We start from the raw sequence: 15,912 nt of genomic DNA, 5'->3' as shown, positions 1-15,912 counted from the left end.
CACGTTGTGCCGCCGCAGCCAGACCCACCATCTGAGCTGGACCCGTATGCGCCGGCTCATCGCGCACTGGTTGCCTCCCGCACGCATCTGCCACCCTTACCCCAACCAGCGTCTGATCGTCACGACCCAAGGCAGGAGCCGTATGCGGTAATCCCGCTCGTACGGATCTGTGGAGGGGGTGATGGGTGACCGTCATTCCTACTCCGACTCCTGGTCCTTGCGATCGGCCGAAGTATAGTCGTCGAACCACAGGTGAGATCGTTGCCCGCCATGGTACATAGCATGCCCCGATGCCAATCGACATCGGTGCAGCTCGGGCCGCAGCCGGCGCTGAATTCGTGGACCGGAATCGATAACCGGGACAACATGGCAAAATCGGCGTTGACCGGAGGGAGGACATAGCATGCACTGGTTGCGAAAGACCTGGCTGTGCGTGGCGTTCTGTGCCGCGACGATTACGCTCTTCGGCGGCGCTGCGGGGGCGGCAGAGTCCGCTTTTCCGACCAGGCCGATTCGGCTCATCGTGGCATCTTCACCGGGAGGACCCAACGACCTGCTCGCGCGGATCGTGTCCGCTCCCTGGGGTGAAGCATTGGGAAGAACCATTGTGGTCGACAACCGGGCAGGCGCGGCGGGCATGATCGCCACCGAGATCGCGGCGCGCGCCGTGCCCGACGGCTACACCCTGCTCGTCGGGTTTCCCGGTCCGCTCATCATCGGGCCCGGAATGAGCGCTTCCCCGCCCTACGACGCCTCGAAGGACTTCACGCCCATCTCGTTGATGGCCTCGGGACCCTTCGTGCTGCTCGCCAATCCTGGTGTCCCGGCCAAGACGATGCGGGAACTGGTGGCGCTCGCCAAGTCGCAGCCCGGCAAGCTCAACTATGGATCGGGCGGTGCGGGTCAGAGCAGCCACATGGCGATGGAGCTGTTCAAACTGGTGGCCGGCATCGACATGGTGCACGTACCCTACAAGGGAGCCGGGCCGGGCATGACGGCTCTGATCGCCGGCGAGGTCTCGGTGATGTTTGCTTCGATCGGATCGGCTATCGCGCACATCAATTCGGGAAAGCTGCGGGCGATGGCGGTGGGTGGAGCGCGTCGTGCCGTAGCACTGCCCAAGCGTCGTGCCGTAGCACTGCCCAATGTTGCGACGATCAAGGAGTCCGGCTTCGCCTTCGATGCCGCCAGCTGGTACGGAATCGTCGCGCCGCGCAACCTGCCTCAGCCGATCGTGAGCCGCCTGCACTCGACCTTGACCGCGACGCTCAATGCGCCCGCCATGCAGAGCCGCTTGACCGATCTCGGGTTCGAGGTCAACGCGAGCACGCCGGCGCAGTTCGCCGAGCACTTGCGCAGCGAGACGGCGGTGTGGAACAAGGTGATTGCGGCCACGGGGATGCGTCAGAGGTAGGTAGGGGCGCGCCAGCCTGCCCATCAAGGAATTGCGCGTACTTGGCAGTCACCGCTCCTTGCACGCGCACCGGTCGTTGCCAACTCGGATACTTCTTCTGGAACTCCTCGCGCAGCATCCGAGCGGCGAGGTGGTTTAGAGAGATTCCAGCGGCATGGAGATCTCGCTGCTTTCGACCCGGAAGATACGTTCATTGCAATCACCATTAATGTCCGGTGTTCGGCCTTATGTTGAGCTCCACATAAGGCCGAGAAGCAGTCGTTGCCCGACCATGACCGGACGGAGTTGGCCGACAGCGGAAGGACCGCTCCTGGCCGTCAGTCCTATCGTTCTTCGGATGCAATCCGGGGTCCGGCCGAATCCGAGGGGCATCGTGTTCACCGGTGCAGATTTGAGCCTTCTGATCGCTCCGATGGCTATGACAGAGGCGTTGGCGAAGGTCAACGGTCGAGGCGATCGCGAGCGTACCCGCTCCGGGTCGTTCGGACGACGGAATTGGGGTCGAAGATTTGCCGTGACCCGACTCAATCATGGCGGTTGCGGCAGGACTTGGTCATCTCGATTTGCCGCCAAGATGGTCGCGAGCACGATCATGCGCCCGATACGGCATCGCGGACACTGATGGATGTCTCGGTTGGCAAATCTCAGCCAGAATGCCTCGCCGGTTTCCGGCACGCCGGCGCCCTTCGGCGCCGCCAGCAATACCGCACTGTGGGCTGAAAGCAATGCCAGCATGATGCGCAATCTGCTGCTGCCGCGCCTATCGAGGGAGGCAAGCCGCCCGTTGACCTCGCGCCCCAACGGGCAGTACACCGGAACCGCGAAGCACTAGTCTGAAGACGACATGACTGGGATCCGAAGAAAGTTCCTGCGAGAGGGCGTGACGATCCGCACGTACCTGCTTGCATTGGTGCTCGCCGCGGTGATTCCGCTGGGTGCGTTCGTCGCTGCGCTTCTCTACGTCATCTCCAGCAAACAGGAAGCGGAGATGGAAAGCGCAGTGCTCGAAAGCGCGGAGGCGCTTGCGGCTGCAATCGAGAGCAACATTGACAGCGGCTTGAAGCGCATGGTGGTTCTCGCCAACGAATCATCTCTGCACGTTGGCAACATCGACCAGTTTGCGCAACGTTGCCGCGAGGCGGTCAGCGGCAGCCCCGACTGGCGCAGCCTTCTCCTGTCGGCGTCGGACGGCACGCAGCTCGTGAACACCCTTAGCCCGCTCAGCACATCGCTGCCGAGCGGTCTTGGACTGCCGTGGGTGAAGCAGGCTTTCGATACCGGCAAGCCCGTCGTCTCCCGACTCTTCATTGGACGCATCTCGAAGCAGCCGATTGTCGGGCTGGCGATACCCGTGACGCTTCAGGGTTCCGTCCAGTACGTCCTCGCATCCGGACTGGATCTCGGATTTCTGCGCGATCTCATCACCAGGGGCGTTGGCGTGGAAGGCGGAGTTGCGGTACTGCTCGACCAGGAGTTGACGTACATCGCGCGCAGCAATGCCAGCGAGTCCCTCGCTGACGGTTTTGCACCGTCAAGGCTGCGCCAGCAGATTTCTGCACGCGTTAAGGGAGTGGGGAATTTCAGGACGGACGAAGGACTGGAGGTCGTTGGTTCCTGGGTGCGCATGCCGCAATCCGGCTGGACCGTATTGGTGGCGAACCCGCTCGCGGCGCATCGTTCGACCTGGCTGAGTTACATCGCGCTGCTCGGGGCGATCTGCCTGTTCGTTGCGGGTGCGGGCGCAGTGGCAGCGAGGCTGCTTGCGCAGCGCATCGCGCAGGACGTGCACAAGCTTGGAGCCGAAGCGGACACGCTGGCGAGTGGGACGCCAGTTGCCGGTACCGGCAGTTCTATCGTGGAGCTGCAGGCGCTCGGGCAAGCGCATCAGAGGGCCGGCACGCGGCTGCGGGAGCTGCTCGAACGCGAACGCGAACACCGCGAACTCGCCGAAGCTCAGAACAAGTCGAAGGACGAGTTTCTCGCTATGCTCGGTCACGAGCTGCGCAACCCGCTTGGCGCTATCTCGAATGCCGGGGCTCTGTTGCAGATGCAGAATGGCGATCCGAAAGTTGTCCGGTTCGCGAGTGAGATGATTTCGCGGCAGTCGGGTCAGCTCCGCCGGCTCATCGACGACCTCCTCGATGTGAACCGCATCGTCTCCGGAAAGATCAGCCTCGAAGTCAAACCCGTGAACCTTCTGAAGGCCGTGCAGAACGCGGTCAGTGCATTGCAGGCGAGGGACAAGGAACACGCAATAACCGTCGAAGCAAAGCCGGTGTGGGTCGAAGCGGATCCAGCGCGGCTGGAGCAAGTCTTGAGCAACTTGTTGTCCAATGCCACCGCGCACACACCTGCAGAGGGGCGCATTCGGGTAGAGGTCGAGCAGCAGGGAGTCAGCGCCATCTTGCGCGTGGCCGACACCGGCATCGGAATCGAGCCTGAACACCTCGGGCGCATATTCGACCTTTTCTACCAGGTACCTCAGGCGCTCGACCGAGCGAAAGGCGGGCTCGGTATCGGACTCACGCTCGTGCAGCGCCTGGTGCAGCTCCATGGCGGTTCGGTTTCCGTCTCGAGCGAAGGTCACAATCGGGGCACCACGTTCACGGTGTCCCTGCCCGCCGTCCCGGTGCTTGCGCCAGCGCCAGCGCCAGCGCCCAGGGAGGCGGTGCCGAGATACGGCGCAATCGAACAGGTGAGAATCCTGCTGGTGGAGGACGACCCGGATTCGCGCGAGAGCCTCAAGCGCGTGCTCGAACTGAATGGGCACAGCGTAGAAGTGGCGCCTGATGGCATCGCTGGCCTCGCAAAGGCCGCGCAGTGGCATCCTGACATCGCCATCGTAGATATCGGACTGCCGCAGATGAATGGCTACGAAGTGGCGAAAGCCATAAGACGCGAGCTGGGCGGCAAACCGACGCTCGTCGCGCTGACGGGATACGGGCTCCCGGAGGACGAACAGCGCTCGCGTGCAGCTGGATTCGACCAGCATCTGGTCAAGCCGGTCGACTTCGATCGATTGCTGGAAATTGTTGCCAGGCTGAGTTAACCCGCCGGCGCACGGACAGCAACGGGTCGGGAGTTGCCATTGGTATAGCGGAAGGGGGACGTTCGGCGCCGCGCGGGCGCCGAGGTCCGTTTACCGACGGTAACCAGTCACACACTCGACGCTGACCGTGTGACTGGACCGGCCGAAGAGGAGTCATCGCCGGACGCTACCTACACCTTCTGGCATGGGCGGAAAAGACGAAAAGAGGCGACCTCGATCAGACCTCGCGCGTGCGCGTCCATGGTGCTCAACGAGGCCCCTTGTTGCACTTGATCGTCTGCGGGATGCTGATAAACGCCTGCGTTGGTGGCGGGATCACTTGCTGGATTTCGTAGCGACAAGGCCAAGCGCGATCAAGGCGGCAGATACAAAACGCCAGGCCCCGAAGCCTTCCTTCAGAACGAACGTAGAAATAAGCGCTGCAAACAGAACGCTAGTTTCTCTAAGGCCGGACACCATGGCCATTGGAGCGACTGCCAGCGCCCAAACGATTATCCAATAGCCCAGGGCTTGCAGGATTCCGCCAATCAAAGCGGTTCCCGCATTACGTGCCGCAGCGCGGACGACATTGCGACCCTTCCACATGCAGACGATAAGGAATGTAAGAAGTCCGTCCCCTATGGTGAGCCAAACGGCGAAACCGATGGCCGATCCGGCTTGGCGTGCCCCGAGACCATCTACGACGGTATATGAGGCGATCAATACTCCAGTCAAGAGCGCATGAATCACGGGTTTCGGTGTGACCCAAACCCCTCCGCCACGTTCGAAAGTCAGCGCCATCACGCCACAAGCTAGGCAGAGGGTACCCAGCAGCGCAACTGGAGTGAGCGCTTCGCCGGCAAATAGAAGCGCACCTATTGCGACTAGCAGCGGGGCAGAACCCCGAGCAATCGGATACACCTGTCCTAGATCTTCGTGGTTGTAGGCGATCGGCAGAAACAGATGGTATGCCGTATGTAGCAGAATCGTCAGCGCCAAGAGGCCCCAACTTTCGGGGGCCGGCGCCTCCACGAAAGGGGCGACCAGGAGCGAAAACATGCTGCCGGAGAGCGTCACGAGCATCATCACTATGACGCGATCCCCGCGCATCTTGATGAGTGCATTCCAACTTGCATGAAATGCGGCCGCGATCAGTACAAGGCACGCCACTTCAACGCTCATTACTCACGTACCTCGTTCAAGGCTGGCTCGGCATCCGCAATACCGTCATGTCGCCCATCCGGCTGCAGCGCTCAGAGCCGGTGCATAACGATACGACTTGGTTCGGCGAGTATGCGCGGAAAAGCGCAACTGAGTGCAACCCTCCGGCGGCGCCGTATGAGCGATGTTCATGATCGCGGAAATCGTCACGAAATATCCGTATACGGAAACGATCTCGATGAGCCCCGCCTCGCCGAAGGCTTCGATTGCGCGGCGGTAGGTCAACTCGCAGACGCCTTTCGTGCGGCTCAGCTCAGCGCATACCTCGTATGCGATCTCCTCGGAAGCCGTCATGCCTTTGGGATCCCGGCCCTGCGCCAGCGCATCGATGACGTCTCGCTCGATGCCGGCCTCAAGAGCAAGGGGAACGTGCACCGCCCATTCGAACTGATTCGTCCATTCGCGTGCGACGATCAGCGTGACGAGCTCCCTCACCCTGGCATCGAGTGCGCTTCCGAAGCGCAGGTATTCTCCGACTCTTCCAAGCCGGTCCACGAGCTCCGGGCTTCTCAGTAAGGGGATGAAGGGCCCTTTCACTCCGCCGCGTGGCCCATTCATCAATTCCTCGGCGACTTTGCGCTGCTTTTCGTTCAGAGCCTCCAGCGCGAGCGCAGGCATACGATCCACGTAGGCAACTTCTCCGACGAGCCATCGATTGCTGGACATGGCTACTCCCTACTTCGTTACTGCGGCTGCGGCATCCAATCGGTTTCCGCGGTGAGAAGAGAGGCTGTACGACGCGATCACGAGCGGAACGGCCGATGCAACGAGTCCGTACGAGAAACCGTTTGGAAGGTGTAAGAAGCTACTGACGAGCCCAGGCCCGACGATCTGCCCTATCCCGAAGGCTGCAGTCATCGCACCCATCAGCGTGCGGGCCTGCGGGCCTGCGATGCTCCGAGCTTCCTGCAGACCAACCATCGTAATGACCATGAATGTCCCGCCCACGCAAAGGGCGGAGATGGCCATGCCGATGACGTTGGGAAAAGCGATCGGGACGAGCACACCCGCAGCCATGATCAGGTTGCTCCTGATCCAGATCGTGGGCTTGCTCACACAGCGCCCGAGATGTGCCGCAACAAGAGTCGACAGCGCGGCAGCCGCGCCGAAGACGGGCCACACCCAGCCGAACCAGATTGGGCCCGAGACGATTTGCTTCGCCATGACCGGTAGAAATGTCGCCGGGATGATGTACCCAAGGCCAAGGGCGCCGTAGCAAAGGACAAGGCGCCAGAATTCCGGAACGCGGCGTGCAGTGCCTTTGGTCCTGGCTTCTGGGCCGGCTGACATCATGTCGTCACCGAGCACTTGCCACACGAACGCGACGATGATGAACGCGGCGACACCCAGTGCGATCCACGCCGTGTCCGAATTTCTTCCCAGTGCGAGGATCGCGAGACACGTGAGCCCTGCGACGACGATACCGATGCCAACCCCCGCGTACACTGCGCCGCCCAGGTCTGCGCGGTCCGCCTCTGCGAGCTTCTCCAGCACCCAGGCGGAGGCATAGACCATGACCCAGGCGCTTGCGAAGCCCGGAACCGCTCGCAGGACCAACCAGGCCGCAAAGCCCTGCGAGAACGCCATGGCCACGGTACAGATCATGATCGTCAGCAGTCCGATACGGATTGCAATCCGCGGCCGCAATGGAGAGCGCATCGCAGCCAGACCGCCCACGAGATAGCCGATGTAGTTGGCAGTGGCGAGCCATCCGCCTTGCGCGAGCGTGAGGCCCCAGTCCGACTGCATCATCGGCAGGACCGGTGTGAACGCAAAGCGTCCGATTCCGATGATGAGCGCCAGCGTTGCCAGCCCGCTCAGAGCAATCCTCAATGGCGGCGGCGATGAATCGTTCATGATTGCCTCTGATCCAGGCCCTTGCCCTACCGTCGGCAGCTTAAGTTGCGGGGAGAGCCTTGAAAAGTGAATAATTGAGAACACTATGTTCTTCAAAAGAGAACCGAGAAAATGGCACTGATGGACCTTGCGGCGCTCGAGATCTTCAAGGCGGTCGTCGATGAAGGCGGAATCAACAGGGCTGCCGCGAGACTTCACCGAGTCCCTTCCAACGTGACCACGCGCGTCAAGATACTGGAGCAGCAACTCGGCGCAGCGCTCTTCGTGAGGGTGGGCCGCCGACTTGCGCTCACGGCGGAGGGCAAGTTGCTCGTCGACTATGCCAACCAGCTCCTGCGCCTATCCGCAGAGGCTCGGGCGGCCTTGCACGATGGCGGACCTCGTGGAACGCTCAGGATCGGCTCGCTCGAAAGTACCGCCGCCGCACGATTGCCGAGGTACCTTGCGCGTTACCACGCTCTATACCCGGAAGTTCGGATCGAGCTCGTCACCGGCACTTCGGGCGCCCTGGTGAGCAGCCTTCAGGCTAAGGAAGTCGAAGCGGCGTTCGTAGCGGAGCCTTTCAACAATCCAGGCTTCGAGACACAGCTTGTATTTCGGGAAGAGATCGTTCTCATCACGCCAAAGAGCGAGGGACGCGTACGCTCGGCAAAGGATATCGGCAATGTGACCATGATCGCCTTTGCCAACGGTTGCTCGTATAGGAAAAGGCTGGAAACCTGGCTCGCATCGGCGAAGATCCACGCGGATCGCGTCATGGAGTTTCAGTCGTATCACGCAATCATCGCATGCGTTGCCGCCGGCACGGGCTTCGCTGTCGTGCCGCGCTCGGTGCTTTCGCTCACAACCGCAAGCTCCGATGTTAAGGTCATACCGCTACCTTCTGCAGTCGCACACGCCAAGACGCATCTGATATGGCGAGCATCGCACCATTCAGTTGCTCTGCAGGCACTGAAAGCACTCTTCGCTGCGAGCTTGGCGCCGGCGAAAACTCGTGGCAAGGAATTGAGGCCTTCCTGATCCGCCAGACGGCTTCCTTTCTCGATCGACTGCGTAGGTCATAACTGCAATTTCGACCGGGCTGACGTCCGGATGCTCGTGAACGGCAGGTATCGAACATTGCATCCAACGATTAGCGGGCAGCAGTCGGCCAAGAGCGGCTGTACGCCTGCGCATAGGGGTCGCAAGTTGCCTATGGCGCAATTGAAAAGCCGTCGCTGCAGGCTCTGCTGTCTCCAAGGTCTGCTGACAGGCGGACACCTGCCGTACGCTCGATATTGACTGCCTGACCGGATTGGCCGAAGAGCCGGCGGTCGGGCTTCGCACCACGACCGTCTCGTCTTGGCCGAAACGACTCGTCGGACACCTCATCCCGGCTCGATCCAGGACATCAACCTGGGCGTCCGCTGGCTGAAGGCGAATGCGCGTTCGTTCGGTAGCCGCCCCGAATGGGTCGGCTCATTCGGCACGTCGAGCGGCGGGCACCAGGTCCTGTTGGCCGCGATGCGGCCGACCGATCCGCGTTACACGATTCTGCCGGGGCCGGCCGGCGTCGATGCAGAGCAGGCCTGGGTGATCTCCGGCTGGGGCGTGCTCGACCCGCTGCTGCGCTACAACCAGGCGAAGCAGGCTGGCAAACAGGATTTGGTGCATCACCACAACACGTTCTGGCTGACCGAAGAGGCGCATGCCGAGGCGGCGCCGCCGCAGATGCTGAAGCGGGGCGAGAAATGCGCGCTGCCGCCGGCGCTGGTATTTGGCGGCGACAGAGACGAGTGGGTCCCGGTGGAGCTGATGCGCAGCTTTGTCGCCGACTACAACAAGGCCGGCGGACATGCCGAATTGCAGCTCTACGAGGGCGCCGACCACGGCTTCATGACCGGCAAACCCAATGCCCCGTATGCGGCGCGCGCGCTCGACCGGATGAAGGAATTCGTCCGCAAGCACACGACCCTGTAGCTCGCATTCCATCTTCGGCGTCATTGCGGGGAACGTAGCACCCGGATAACCCTTGCTTACGCCGAACCCGGGCGACAGGCGGAAAGGCGTGGTGAATTCGTGCTGCCGACGCGGCCGAGCTGGCGCGTGGATGAACGAAGCCCCTGACGCGCAAGCGGCGCGCAGGTCAACGGCACGTTCGACGGGCGAGCGATCGTTTTCCGCCGTGCAGCCACGGCCAGAGGTCTAGCGGTTACCGCACCAGCCTCGTTGTGAGTTGCCGGGGGGGCCAGTTCCGAGAAAATCATGGGATCGGCCACGTCGGGCTGGGTCTCGGCCATATTCCGTCGTTCGCAACGTGGTTCCGTTAACTCGCTGCAGTACTCAAACCGACCGGCGTGTCTCGATCTGACGGTACGCCGGCGTCTCCAGAACCGCAGGATTACTGATAGTCGTGCGCGAGAAGTCGATTTGTTGCACGTCGCTCATCGGTTGATTGGCGAATACCAGCACAGAGTACTTGTCGAGCGCGCGACGGAGTTCGGAAAATGCCGGATCGCTCATACCGAGATTGAGTGTGACCCCGCTCACGCGGGCGCCGAATTCCGGCCGAATGGGCTCAAAGCGCAATGCCATACTTGAAACTCCTTCTCGAATCGCGAGCAAGACATAGTGAAAGCCGCCGAGGACCCGTACAACGCTTAGCCGTCGACGCTGATCCCAGTGCACACCCTCCCACTTTCTGTTAGTCCGGCAGTCCCGCTCTGCGTAGGCCATCCGCGAAGACGGCGAGGTCTTGCGGCCGGCGGATCGGCAGATAATCGGTGAGGTTCGAGATGCGGAGGGTGGGATCAAGCTGGCGCAGCTGGTGCATCGCTCGTCGCGCGTCCTCGATCCGTCCGGCAATCGCGTGGCTTGCCACGATGAAGGCGACCACGATCAGAAATGTCGGCAGATCTCGGAAGGCCTTCTCTGCCCACGATGAGGCTTCGTCGAAACGCCCGGCGAACAGATGCGCGGCCGCCATTCCGGCCTGCATGCGGTACATCTCCGGGTCCAGCGGGCTGAGACGCATCGCCTGCGTGAAGTGCGCGATCGCGCTCTCCGGGTCGCCGTGCCAGACCCGGACGAAACCGCTGAGGAACCAGGCAGCCGCCAGATTGGGATTGAGTATCTTCGCACGATCGAGCAAGGCTACGCCGCCATCGAGGTCGCCGGCGAGATGAGTAAGGGCGCTGCCGGCGCGCGCGAGGGCGATCGCATCGTCCTTGCCCAACTCGACGGCGCGGCGGGCCAGCAACGCTCCCTCGCCCATCTCGCGCGGACGATCAATCATCCAGCCATTGATCTTGCGCCAGAGGTGACACCAGGCCGCCATGGCATATGCCGCCGCGTATTCCGAGTCGCGCTCGATCGCGTTGTAGAGCAGGCGAAGCGCCTCGTCGACTGCCTCCCTGGTCCCAAAGTGCAGGTTCGCCGTGGCGCGAAGATAGTAGTCGTAGGCGTCGAGACTTTCGGTAGGCTTGTGCTTCGCGCGCTCGATCTCTGCGCGCTCCAGCTGCGGCGCGATCGCACCGACGACGTTGCTCGTCAACAGGTCTTGCAGCTCGAAGATGTCGCTGACCTCGCCTTCGAAACGCTCCGACCAGAAATTCGCGCCCGTGCCTGCATCGATGAGCTGCCCGGTGATCCGCACGCGGCTCGCGGCCTTGCGCACGCTGCCTTCGAGGACGTCGCGCACCCCCAGGTCGCGGCCCACCTGCTTCACATCAACTGCACGGCCCTTGTACGTGAAGCTTGAGTTCCGCGCGATGACGAACAGCCAGCTCATGCGCGACAGGGCGGAGATGATGTCCTCCACCACGCCGTCGACGAAGTAATCCTGTGCCGGATCGCCGCTGAGGTTGAGGAACGGCAGGACGGCAATGGAAGGACGGTCCGGAAGAGCCGGCGCCTGCGCGGGTGACTCCCGGACCGTCGCGTGAGCCGAAGCATCGATCTCACTGGCCTCGCCTACGAAGCGGTAGCCCTTGCGCGCGATCGTGCGGAGCAGTCGTTGTTCCTCGCCGGTATCGCCGATCGCCGTGCGCACCGCATTGATATGGCTCGTAAGGGTGGAGTCCGAGACGACTCGACCCGTCCACACCACGTCGAACAGCTCGACCTTGGTGACGACACGTGCGCGGTTTTGTAGCAGATACAAAAGCAGGTCGAATATCTGCGGCCCGGTCGCAATGGTCTTGGATCCGCGGGTGAGCTCCCGCCGGTCTGCATCGAGCACGTGATTTCCGAAAACAAACCTCACGGGTGCACTCCGTGCCGTTCAAGCCGTCGGTTCACGAGCGTTTGATACCACGAGGGATTTCTGGCAGGCGGTGCCGTCCGCTCCTGTCTCGCCCCAGGAACGATACCGCAATTTCGAGCGCTTTTGGACGAGAACCGAAGACAAATTGGAGGTCGCTGCAAGGTCTTGCCGATGCGCTTCGTTCATCCTGTCGCCATAACACGGATGTAGAACCAAGCCATGAAGATCGTCGTCATTGGAGGTACGGGCCTCATCGGCAGCAAGGTCGTTTCCAACCTGCGTCAACGGGGCTATGACGTCGTCGCGGCGGCCCGGAACACCGGCGTCAACACCATAACCGGCGAAGGCCTGAAGGATGCACTCGCCGGTGCCCAAGTCGTCATCGACGTGGCGAACTCACGCTCGTTCGAGGACGAAGCCGTTATGACCTTTTTCAAGACGGCCGGCCGCAACACTTTCGCCGCGGAAGCCGCCGCCGGCATCCGCCATCACATTGCCCTGTCGGTGGTCGGGACCGATCGCCTGCCGGACAGCAGCTACCTTCGTGCGAAAGCCGTTCAGGAAGGGTTCGTCAAAGCTGCCGGGATCCCCTACACGATCGTCCGCGCGACGCAGTCCTTCGAGGACATCCAGCGCATCGCCGAGGCCGGCGGCGACGGCGGCGTGATTCGGCTGTCGCCCGCTCTGGTGCAGCCGATCGCGTCCGATGATGTCGCCGCCGCCCTGACCGAGGTCGCCGTCGCCGCACCGCTGAACGCGACCATCGAGGTGGCGGGTCCGGAGGCCTGGCCCCTCGACGAGCTCGCCTGCAAGCTCCTGGCCGCGATCGGCGAGCCGCGCCGGGTGATCGCGGACATTCACGCCCGCTACTTCGGCGCCGAGCTAAACGATCGGTCGCTGACCCCCGGCGACCGGCCGCGCCTTGGCACCACGCGCTTCGAAGACTGGCTCGGCCGCTCTGCTCGCGTTCGTCCGGCGCTGACGCCATCAACCCCCAAAGGAGATCCAACCATGCAGCGTCTTCTGATCATCGGCGCCGGCTTCGCCGGCATGTATGCAGCCCTGAACGCCGCCCGCCTACGCGACGAGCAAGGCGTTTCGCCCGACACCCTCGAGATTGTCGTCGTTGCGCCGGAGCCACGGCTGGTGATCCGTCCCCGCCTCTACGAGCCTGCGCCCGAAACCATGGTGGCAGCGCTCGCGGAAGTGTTCAAGGCCGTCGACGTCCGATACGAACAGGGCCGGGTCGACGTCATCGACTCCGCCAGCAAGTCGGCCATGATCGTCGGGCCCGACGGGATGCGACGTTCGCTGCGCTACGACCGCCTGGTGCTGGCTGCTGGCGGCCAAGGGTTCAAGCCGGACATCCCCGGCCTTGCCAAGTACGGCTTCACCGTCGATCAGCTCGACGATGCGATCGCCCTCGATCGCCACCTCAAGGCCTTGGCGGATCGGCCAGCCTCTGCCGCACGCGACACAGTAGTCGTCGCCGGCGGTGGCTTCACCGGCATCGAGGTCGCGACGGAAATGCCATCGCGTCTGCGTGCCATCCTGGGACCAAAGGCAAATGTCCGTGTCCTCATCGTCGACCGCAACGACGCCATCGCGCCGGCGATGGGTACCAACCCGCGTCCACTGATCGAGAAGGCCCTGCGCGAAGCCGGCGTGGAAACCTTGCTCGGCGTGGGCGTCTCGGCGCTGGGCGAAAGCAGCGTCACCCTGAGCGACAGGCGGTCCATCGAGAGTGCGACCGTAATCTGGGCGGCCGGAATGCGGGCGAATCCGCTGACCGAGCAAATCCAGGCTGAGCGTGATCGGTCTGGCCGACTCGTGGTCGACCGCAACCTGCGCGTTCCCGGCGTGCCGACGGTCTTCGCCGCCGGCGACACCGTGCATGCGCTGACAGACGACCTGGGCCACCGCGCGCTGATGTCGTGCCAGCACGCCAACCGGCTGGGTGCCTCTGCCGGACACAATGCGGCGGCGGACCTGCTCGGCGTGCCGCTCGAGCCGTATCAGCAGAAGAATTACGTCACCTGCCTCGATCTTGGCCCATCCGACGCCGTGTTCACCAGAGGCTGGGACAGCAAAGTCGAGATGACCGGAGACAAGGCGAAAGCCATGAAGCGCGAGATCAACACGCAGTGGATCTATCCGCCGCGTGCCAATCGCGCAGATGCCTACAAGGCCGCCGAGTGGGCACGTACCGTGGACTATTGATGGCCAAGCCGGCGTGCGAGAGGTGGAAGCAGAGGCGGCAGCCCAAGACCACTTCAAGCGCTCGGCGGCATTGATCGAAGACTTTCCATCGCCGCAGTACGCAAGTACCGACCCAACCGCGCGTCACAAACACGGACCGCACTTCGCCTTATCCATGCGATTCGGCGAGCGCTCTCAGGATTCCAACAGAGATTTGCCATGAGTCAAGAAAGCAAAGAACTCGGACGGCGTTCGTTTCGCCGCTCCCCGCTATCCCAGACCGTGACCCAGGAGGAAACCACCATCAGCCAACCCTACCCTGTTCCATGCACTGCCAAAGCCACGTTCCCTTCCGTCCCCTTCGCCCTTGGCGGAGAGATGCGGACAGGACTGTTCCGTTTGCTATGAGCTGGCCGACACGGCCGTGAGTAAGGGCCCAGAAGAGGAGATAACCATGAACATGAGCTTGGACATTGCTTCACACCCCGGTAGCACGGCGACTGACGAGTTGGTTCCATCGCGCTACGCGCTGCGGGTCGGCAAGATTGACGTGCTGATGATTAGCGATGGAGTGTTTCCGCTGCCAGCTGCGACGTTGGCCACCAATGCCGACCCGGCCGACCTGGCGGCCTGGCTGGACGACAGACTCCAGCCGCGGGACGTGTACAAGTGGCCGCTGAACGTGGTCGTGGTGCGTAGCGGCGGCCGGATCGTGCTCATCGACGCTGGGATGGGGGCGGAGTACCCGGACTTCCCACGGGCCGGGGGGCTGCTGGCCCCGCGACTGGAGGCCGCCGGCATCGATCCCGCATCCGTGACCGACGTGGTGCTTACCCACATGCATGTGGACCACGTTGGCGGGCTGCTCGCCGACGGGCTGAGAGGCCGGCTGCGTCGGGACGTACCGATCCACCTGGCGGCCGCCGAGGCCGAGTTCTGGGCGTCGCCCGATTTCTCCCGCAACACTTTTGGCGGGATGCCGGACGTGCTTCGGTCGGCCGCCAGGCGGTTCGTGGGCGAGTACCGCAGCCAGCTGCGGCCGTTCGAGGCGGAGTATGAGGTGGCGCCGGGTGTGGTCGTCAGTCGCACCGGCGGACATACCCCCGGGCACAGCGTGGTCCGCATGGCGTCCGGCGGCGACCGGCTTACGTTCCTCGGCGATGCCGTGTTCCCGGACCATTTCGACCGCCCCGACTGGTACAACGCTTTCGACCACGACCCCGAGGAGGCGGTCCGCGTCCGAGTCCGCCTCTTGCGGGAACTGGCGGCGACCCGCGAGCCGCTGGTGGCTACTCACCTGTCGTTTCCGTCCGTCGGCCGGGTGGCGGTCGCCGGCGACGTCTTTCGTTTTGTTTGTTCCTCGTCAAAGACAAAGGTGCTCCGATCCTTGGGAGTGTGAGTTCGCCGGATCAGGCTACGGACTTTCGCGGACCAAAGACATCAAAGTCAGCAGTCCGCACAGATTGTTGACGTAGCCCAAAGCGCTTCCCAACGGCGGCACCGGCCGAAGCGCAGTCATTGCCGGAGACGATCATGATCGTCCCGAGTTGACCGAAGCGTACCAGCAGACCGTTGCGCCGGGTATTCCAGTGCGACTGCCCCGATTGGAATTGAGCAGCTATTCGATCTGGGGGTGACACCGATGGCTCACGAGGCGATCGATGGTACGTATCGCCAAACCAACCTGCCGATCGTCGCCTGAATACATCGCAAAGCCGAGAAGCGCTGCGGTTGGCAGAAATCGAAATTAAGGTCGGTCAACGGCTTCCCGCGACTGCACGCATGGCCGGCGGCGATGTCATGCCGCTGGAATCCACGGCTGGCGCCGCACAAGGATCTGGCATCCAGGTCCCGAGCACCGCGCGTAGCTGCTCCTGCGTGAAGGGCTTGCTCAGATAGTCGTCCATGCCGGCGCTGGTGCACTGCTCGCGATCGCCGCTCATGGCATTC

General features: G+C 62.9%; 12 protein-coding genes. 6 read left to right on the top strand and 6 right to left on the bottom strand.

The window, feature by feature from the left end; translation table 11 throughout:
* The first annotated feature begins 403 nt into the window (after positions 1-403).
* On the top strand, positions 404-1,414 hold the full coding sequence (locus GEV05_26075) for a tripartite tricarboxylate transporter substrate binding protein (protein ID MPZ46788.1): 1,011 nt from the start codon (positions 404-406) through the stop codon (positions 1,412-1,414).
* Between the two features lie 528 nt (positions 1,415-1,942).
* Here the strand turns inward: GEV05_26075 and GEV05_26070 are convergent.
* On the bottom strand, positions 1,943-2,149 hold the full coding sequence (locus GEV05_26070) for a hypothetical protein (protein ID MPZ46787.1): 207 nt from the start codon (positions 2,147-2,149) through the stop codon (positions 1,943-1,945).
* Between the two features lie 109 nt (positions 2,150-2,258).
* On the opposite strand from GEV05_26070, the gene GEV05_26065 reads away from it, so the two are divergent.
* A complete protein-coding gene (locus tag GEV05_26065; GenBank protein MPZ46786.1) occupies positions 2,259-4,463 on the top strand; it encodes a response regulator in 2,205 nt (734 codons plus the stop codon).
* Between the two features lie 315 nt (positions 4,464-4,778).
* On the opposite strand, the gene GEV05_26060 is transcribed toward GEV05_26065, so the two are convergent.
* From GEV05_26060 to GEV05_26050, 3 genes are read right to left on the bottom strand one after another with little or no spacing between them, the layout of a single operon-like run.
* On the bottom strand, positions 4,779-5,624 hold the full coding sequence (locus GEV05_26060) for an EamA family transporter (protein ID MPZ46785.1): 846 nt from the start codon (positions 5,622-5,624) through the stop codon (positions 4,779-4,781).
* A gap of 45 nt (positions 5,625-5,669) precedes the next feature.
* Positions 5,670-6,329, bottom strand: a complete 660-nt coding sequence (locus GEV05_26055; GenBank protein ID MPZ46784.1) for a carboxymuconolactone decarboxylase family protein — start codon at positions 6,327-6,329, stop codon at positions 5,670-5,672.
* Positions 6,330-6,338: 9 nt separating this feature from the next.
* Positions 6,339-7,520 carry a YbfB/YjiJ family MFS transporter gene (locus GEV05_26050; GenBank protein ID MPZ46783.1) on the bottom strand — a complete coding sequence of 394 codons (1,182 nt, stop codon included), beginning with the start codon at positions 7,518-7,520 and terminating at the stop codon, positions 6,339-6,341.
* A gap of 111 nt (positions 7,521-7,631) precedes the next feature.
* Between GEV05_26050 and GEV05_26045 the strand changes: the two genes are divergently transcribed.
* Both GEV05_26045 and GEV05_26040 read left to right on the top strand, forming a co-directional pair.
* A complete protein-coding gene (locus tag GEV05_26045) occupies positions 7,632-8,540 on the top strand; it encodes a LysR family transcriptional regulator (protein MPZ46782.1) in 909 nt (302 codons plus the stop codon).
* Between the two features lie 261 nt (positions 8,541-8,801).
* Complete coding sequence (locus GEV05_26040; protein MPZ46781.1) at positions 8,802-9,479, top strand: prolyl oligopeptidase family serine peptidase; 678 nt, start codon at positions 8,802-8,804, stop codon at positions 9,477-9,479.
* A gap of 363 nt (positions 9,480-9,842) precedes the next feature.
* Here the strand turns inward: GEV05_26040 and GEV05_26035 are convergent, their stop codons facing one another.
* Both GEV05_26035 and GEV05_26030 read right to left on the bottom strand, forming a co-directional pair.
* On the bottom strand, positions 9,843-10,235 hold the full coding sequence (locus GEV05_26035) for a hypothetical protein (GenBank protein ID MPZ46780.1): 393 nt from the start codon (positions 10,233-10,235) through the stop codon (positions 9,843-9,845).
* Entirely contained in the window at positions 10,204-11,763 is a 1,560-nt protein-coding gene (locus GEV05_26030) for a CadC-family transcriptional regulator (protein ID MPZ46779.1), read from the bottom strand. The genes GEV05_26035 and GEV05_26030 overlap by 32 nt, the downstream gene beginning before the upstream one ends.
* Positions 11,764-11,982: 219 nt before the next feature.
* Between GEV05_26030 and GEV05_26025 the strand changes: the two genes are divergently transcribed.
* Positions 11,983-13,983, top strand: a complete 2,001-nt coding sequence (locus GEV05_26025) for an NAD(P)H-binding protein (GenBank protein MPZ46778.1) — start codon at positions 11,983-11,985, stop codon at positions 13,981-13,983.
* A gap of 439 nt (positions 13,984-14,422) precedes the next feature.
* Positions 14,423-15,361 (top strand): MBL fold metallo-hydrolase, encoded by a 939-nt coding sequence (locus GEV05_26020; protein MPZ46777.1) that lies wholly within the window; start codon positions 14,423-14,425, stop codon positions 15,359-15,361.
* Positions 15,362-15,912 lie beyond the last annotated feature (551 nt).

It is taken from the genome of Betaproteobacteria bacterium, from assembly GCA_009377585.1.
Classification (GTDB): domain Bacteria; phylum Pseudomonadota; class Gammaproteobacteria; order Burkholderiales; family WYBJ01; genus WYBJ01.
The sequence above is the reverse complement of the archived record's forward strand: the minus strand, read 5'-3'. Positions and strand labels throughout refer to the sequence as shown.

Coding starts and splice junctions, on each gene's coding strand:
- GEV05_26075 (MPZ46788.1), top strand. CDS start 404: ATGCACTGGTTGCGAAAGACCTGGCTGTGCGTGGCGTTCTGTGCCGCG.
- GEV05_26070 (MPZ46787.1), bottom strand. CDS start 2,149: ATGCTGGCATTGCTTTCAGCCCACAGTGCGGTATTGCTGGCGGCGCCG.
- GEV05_26065 (MPZ46786.1), top strand. CDS start 2,259: ATGACTGGGATCCGAAGAAAGTTCCTGCGAGAGGGCGTGACGATCCGC.
- GEV05_26060 (MPZ46785.1), bottom strand. CDS start 5,624: ATGAGCGTTGAAGTGGCGTGCCTTGTACTGATCGCGGCCGCATTTCAT.
- GEV05_26055 (MPZ46784.1), bottom strand. CDS start 6,329: ATGTCCAGCAATCGATGGCTCGTCGGAGAAGTTGCCTACGTGGATCGT.
- GEV05_26050 (MPZ46783.1), bottom strand. CDS start 7,520: ATGAACGATTCATCGCCGCCGCCATTGAGGATTGCTCTGAGCGGGCTG.
- GEV05_26045 (MPZ46782.1), top strand. CDS start 7,632: ATGGCACTGATGGACCTTGCGGCGCTCGAGATCTTCAAGGCGGTCGTC.
- GEV05_26035 (MPZ46780.1), bottom strand. CDS start 10,235: ATGGCCTACGCAGAGCGGGACTGCCGGACTAACAGAAAGTGGGAGGGT.
- GEV05_26025 (MPZ46778.1), top strand. CDS start 11,983: ATGAAGATCGTCGTCATTGGAGGTACGGGCCTCATCGGCAGCAAGGTC.
- GEV05_26020 (MPZ46777.1), top strand. CDS start 14,423: ATGAGCTTGGACATTGCTTCACACCCCGGTAGCACGGCGACTGACGAG.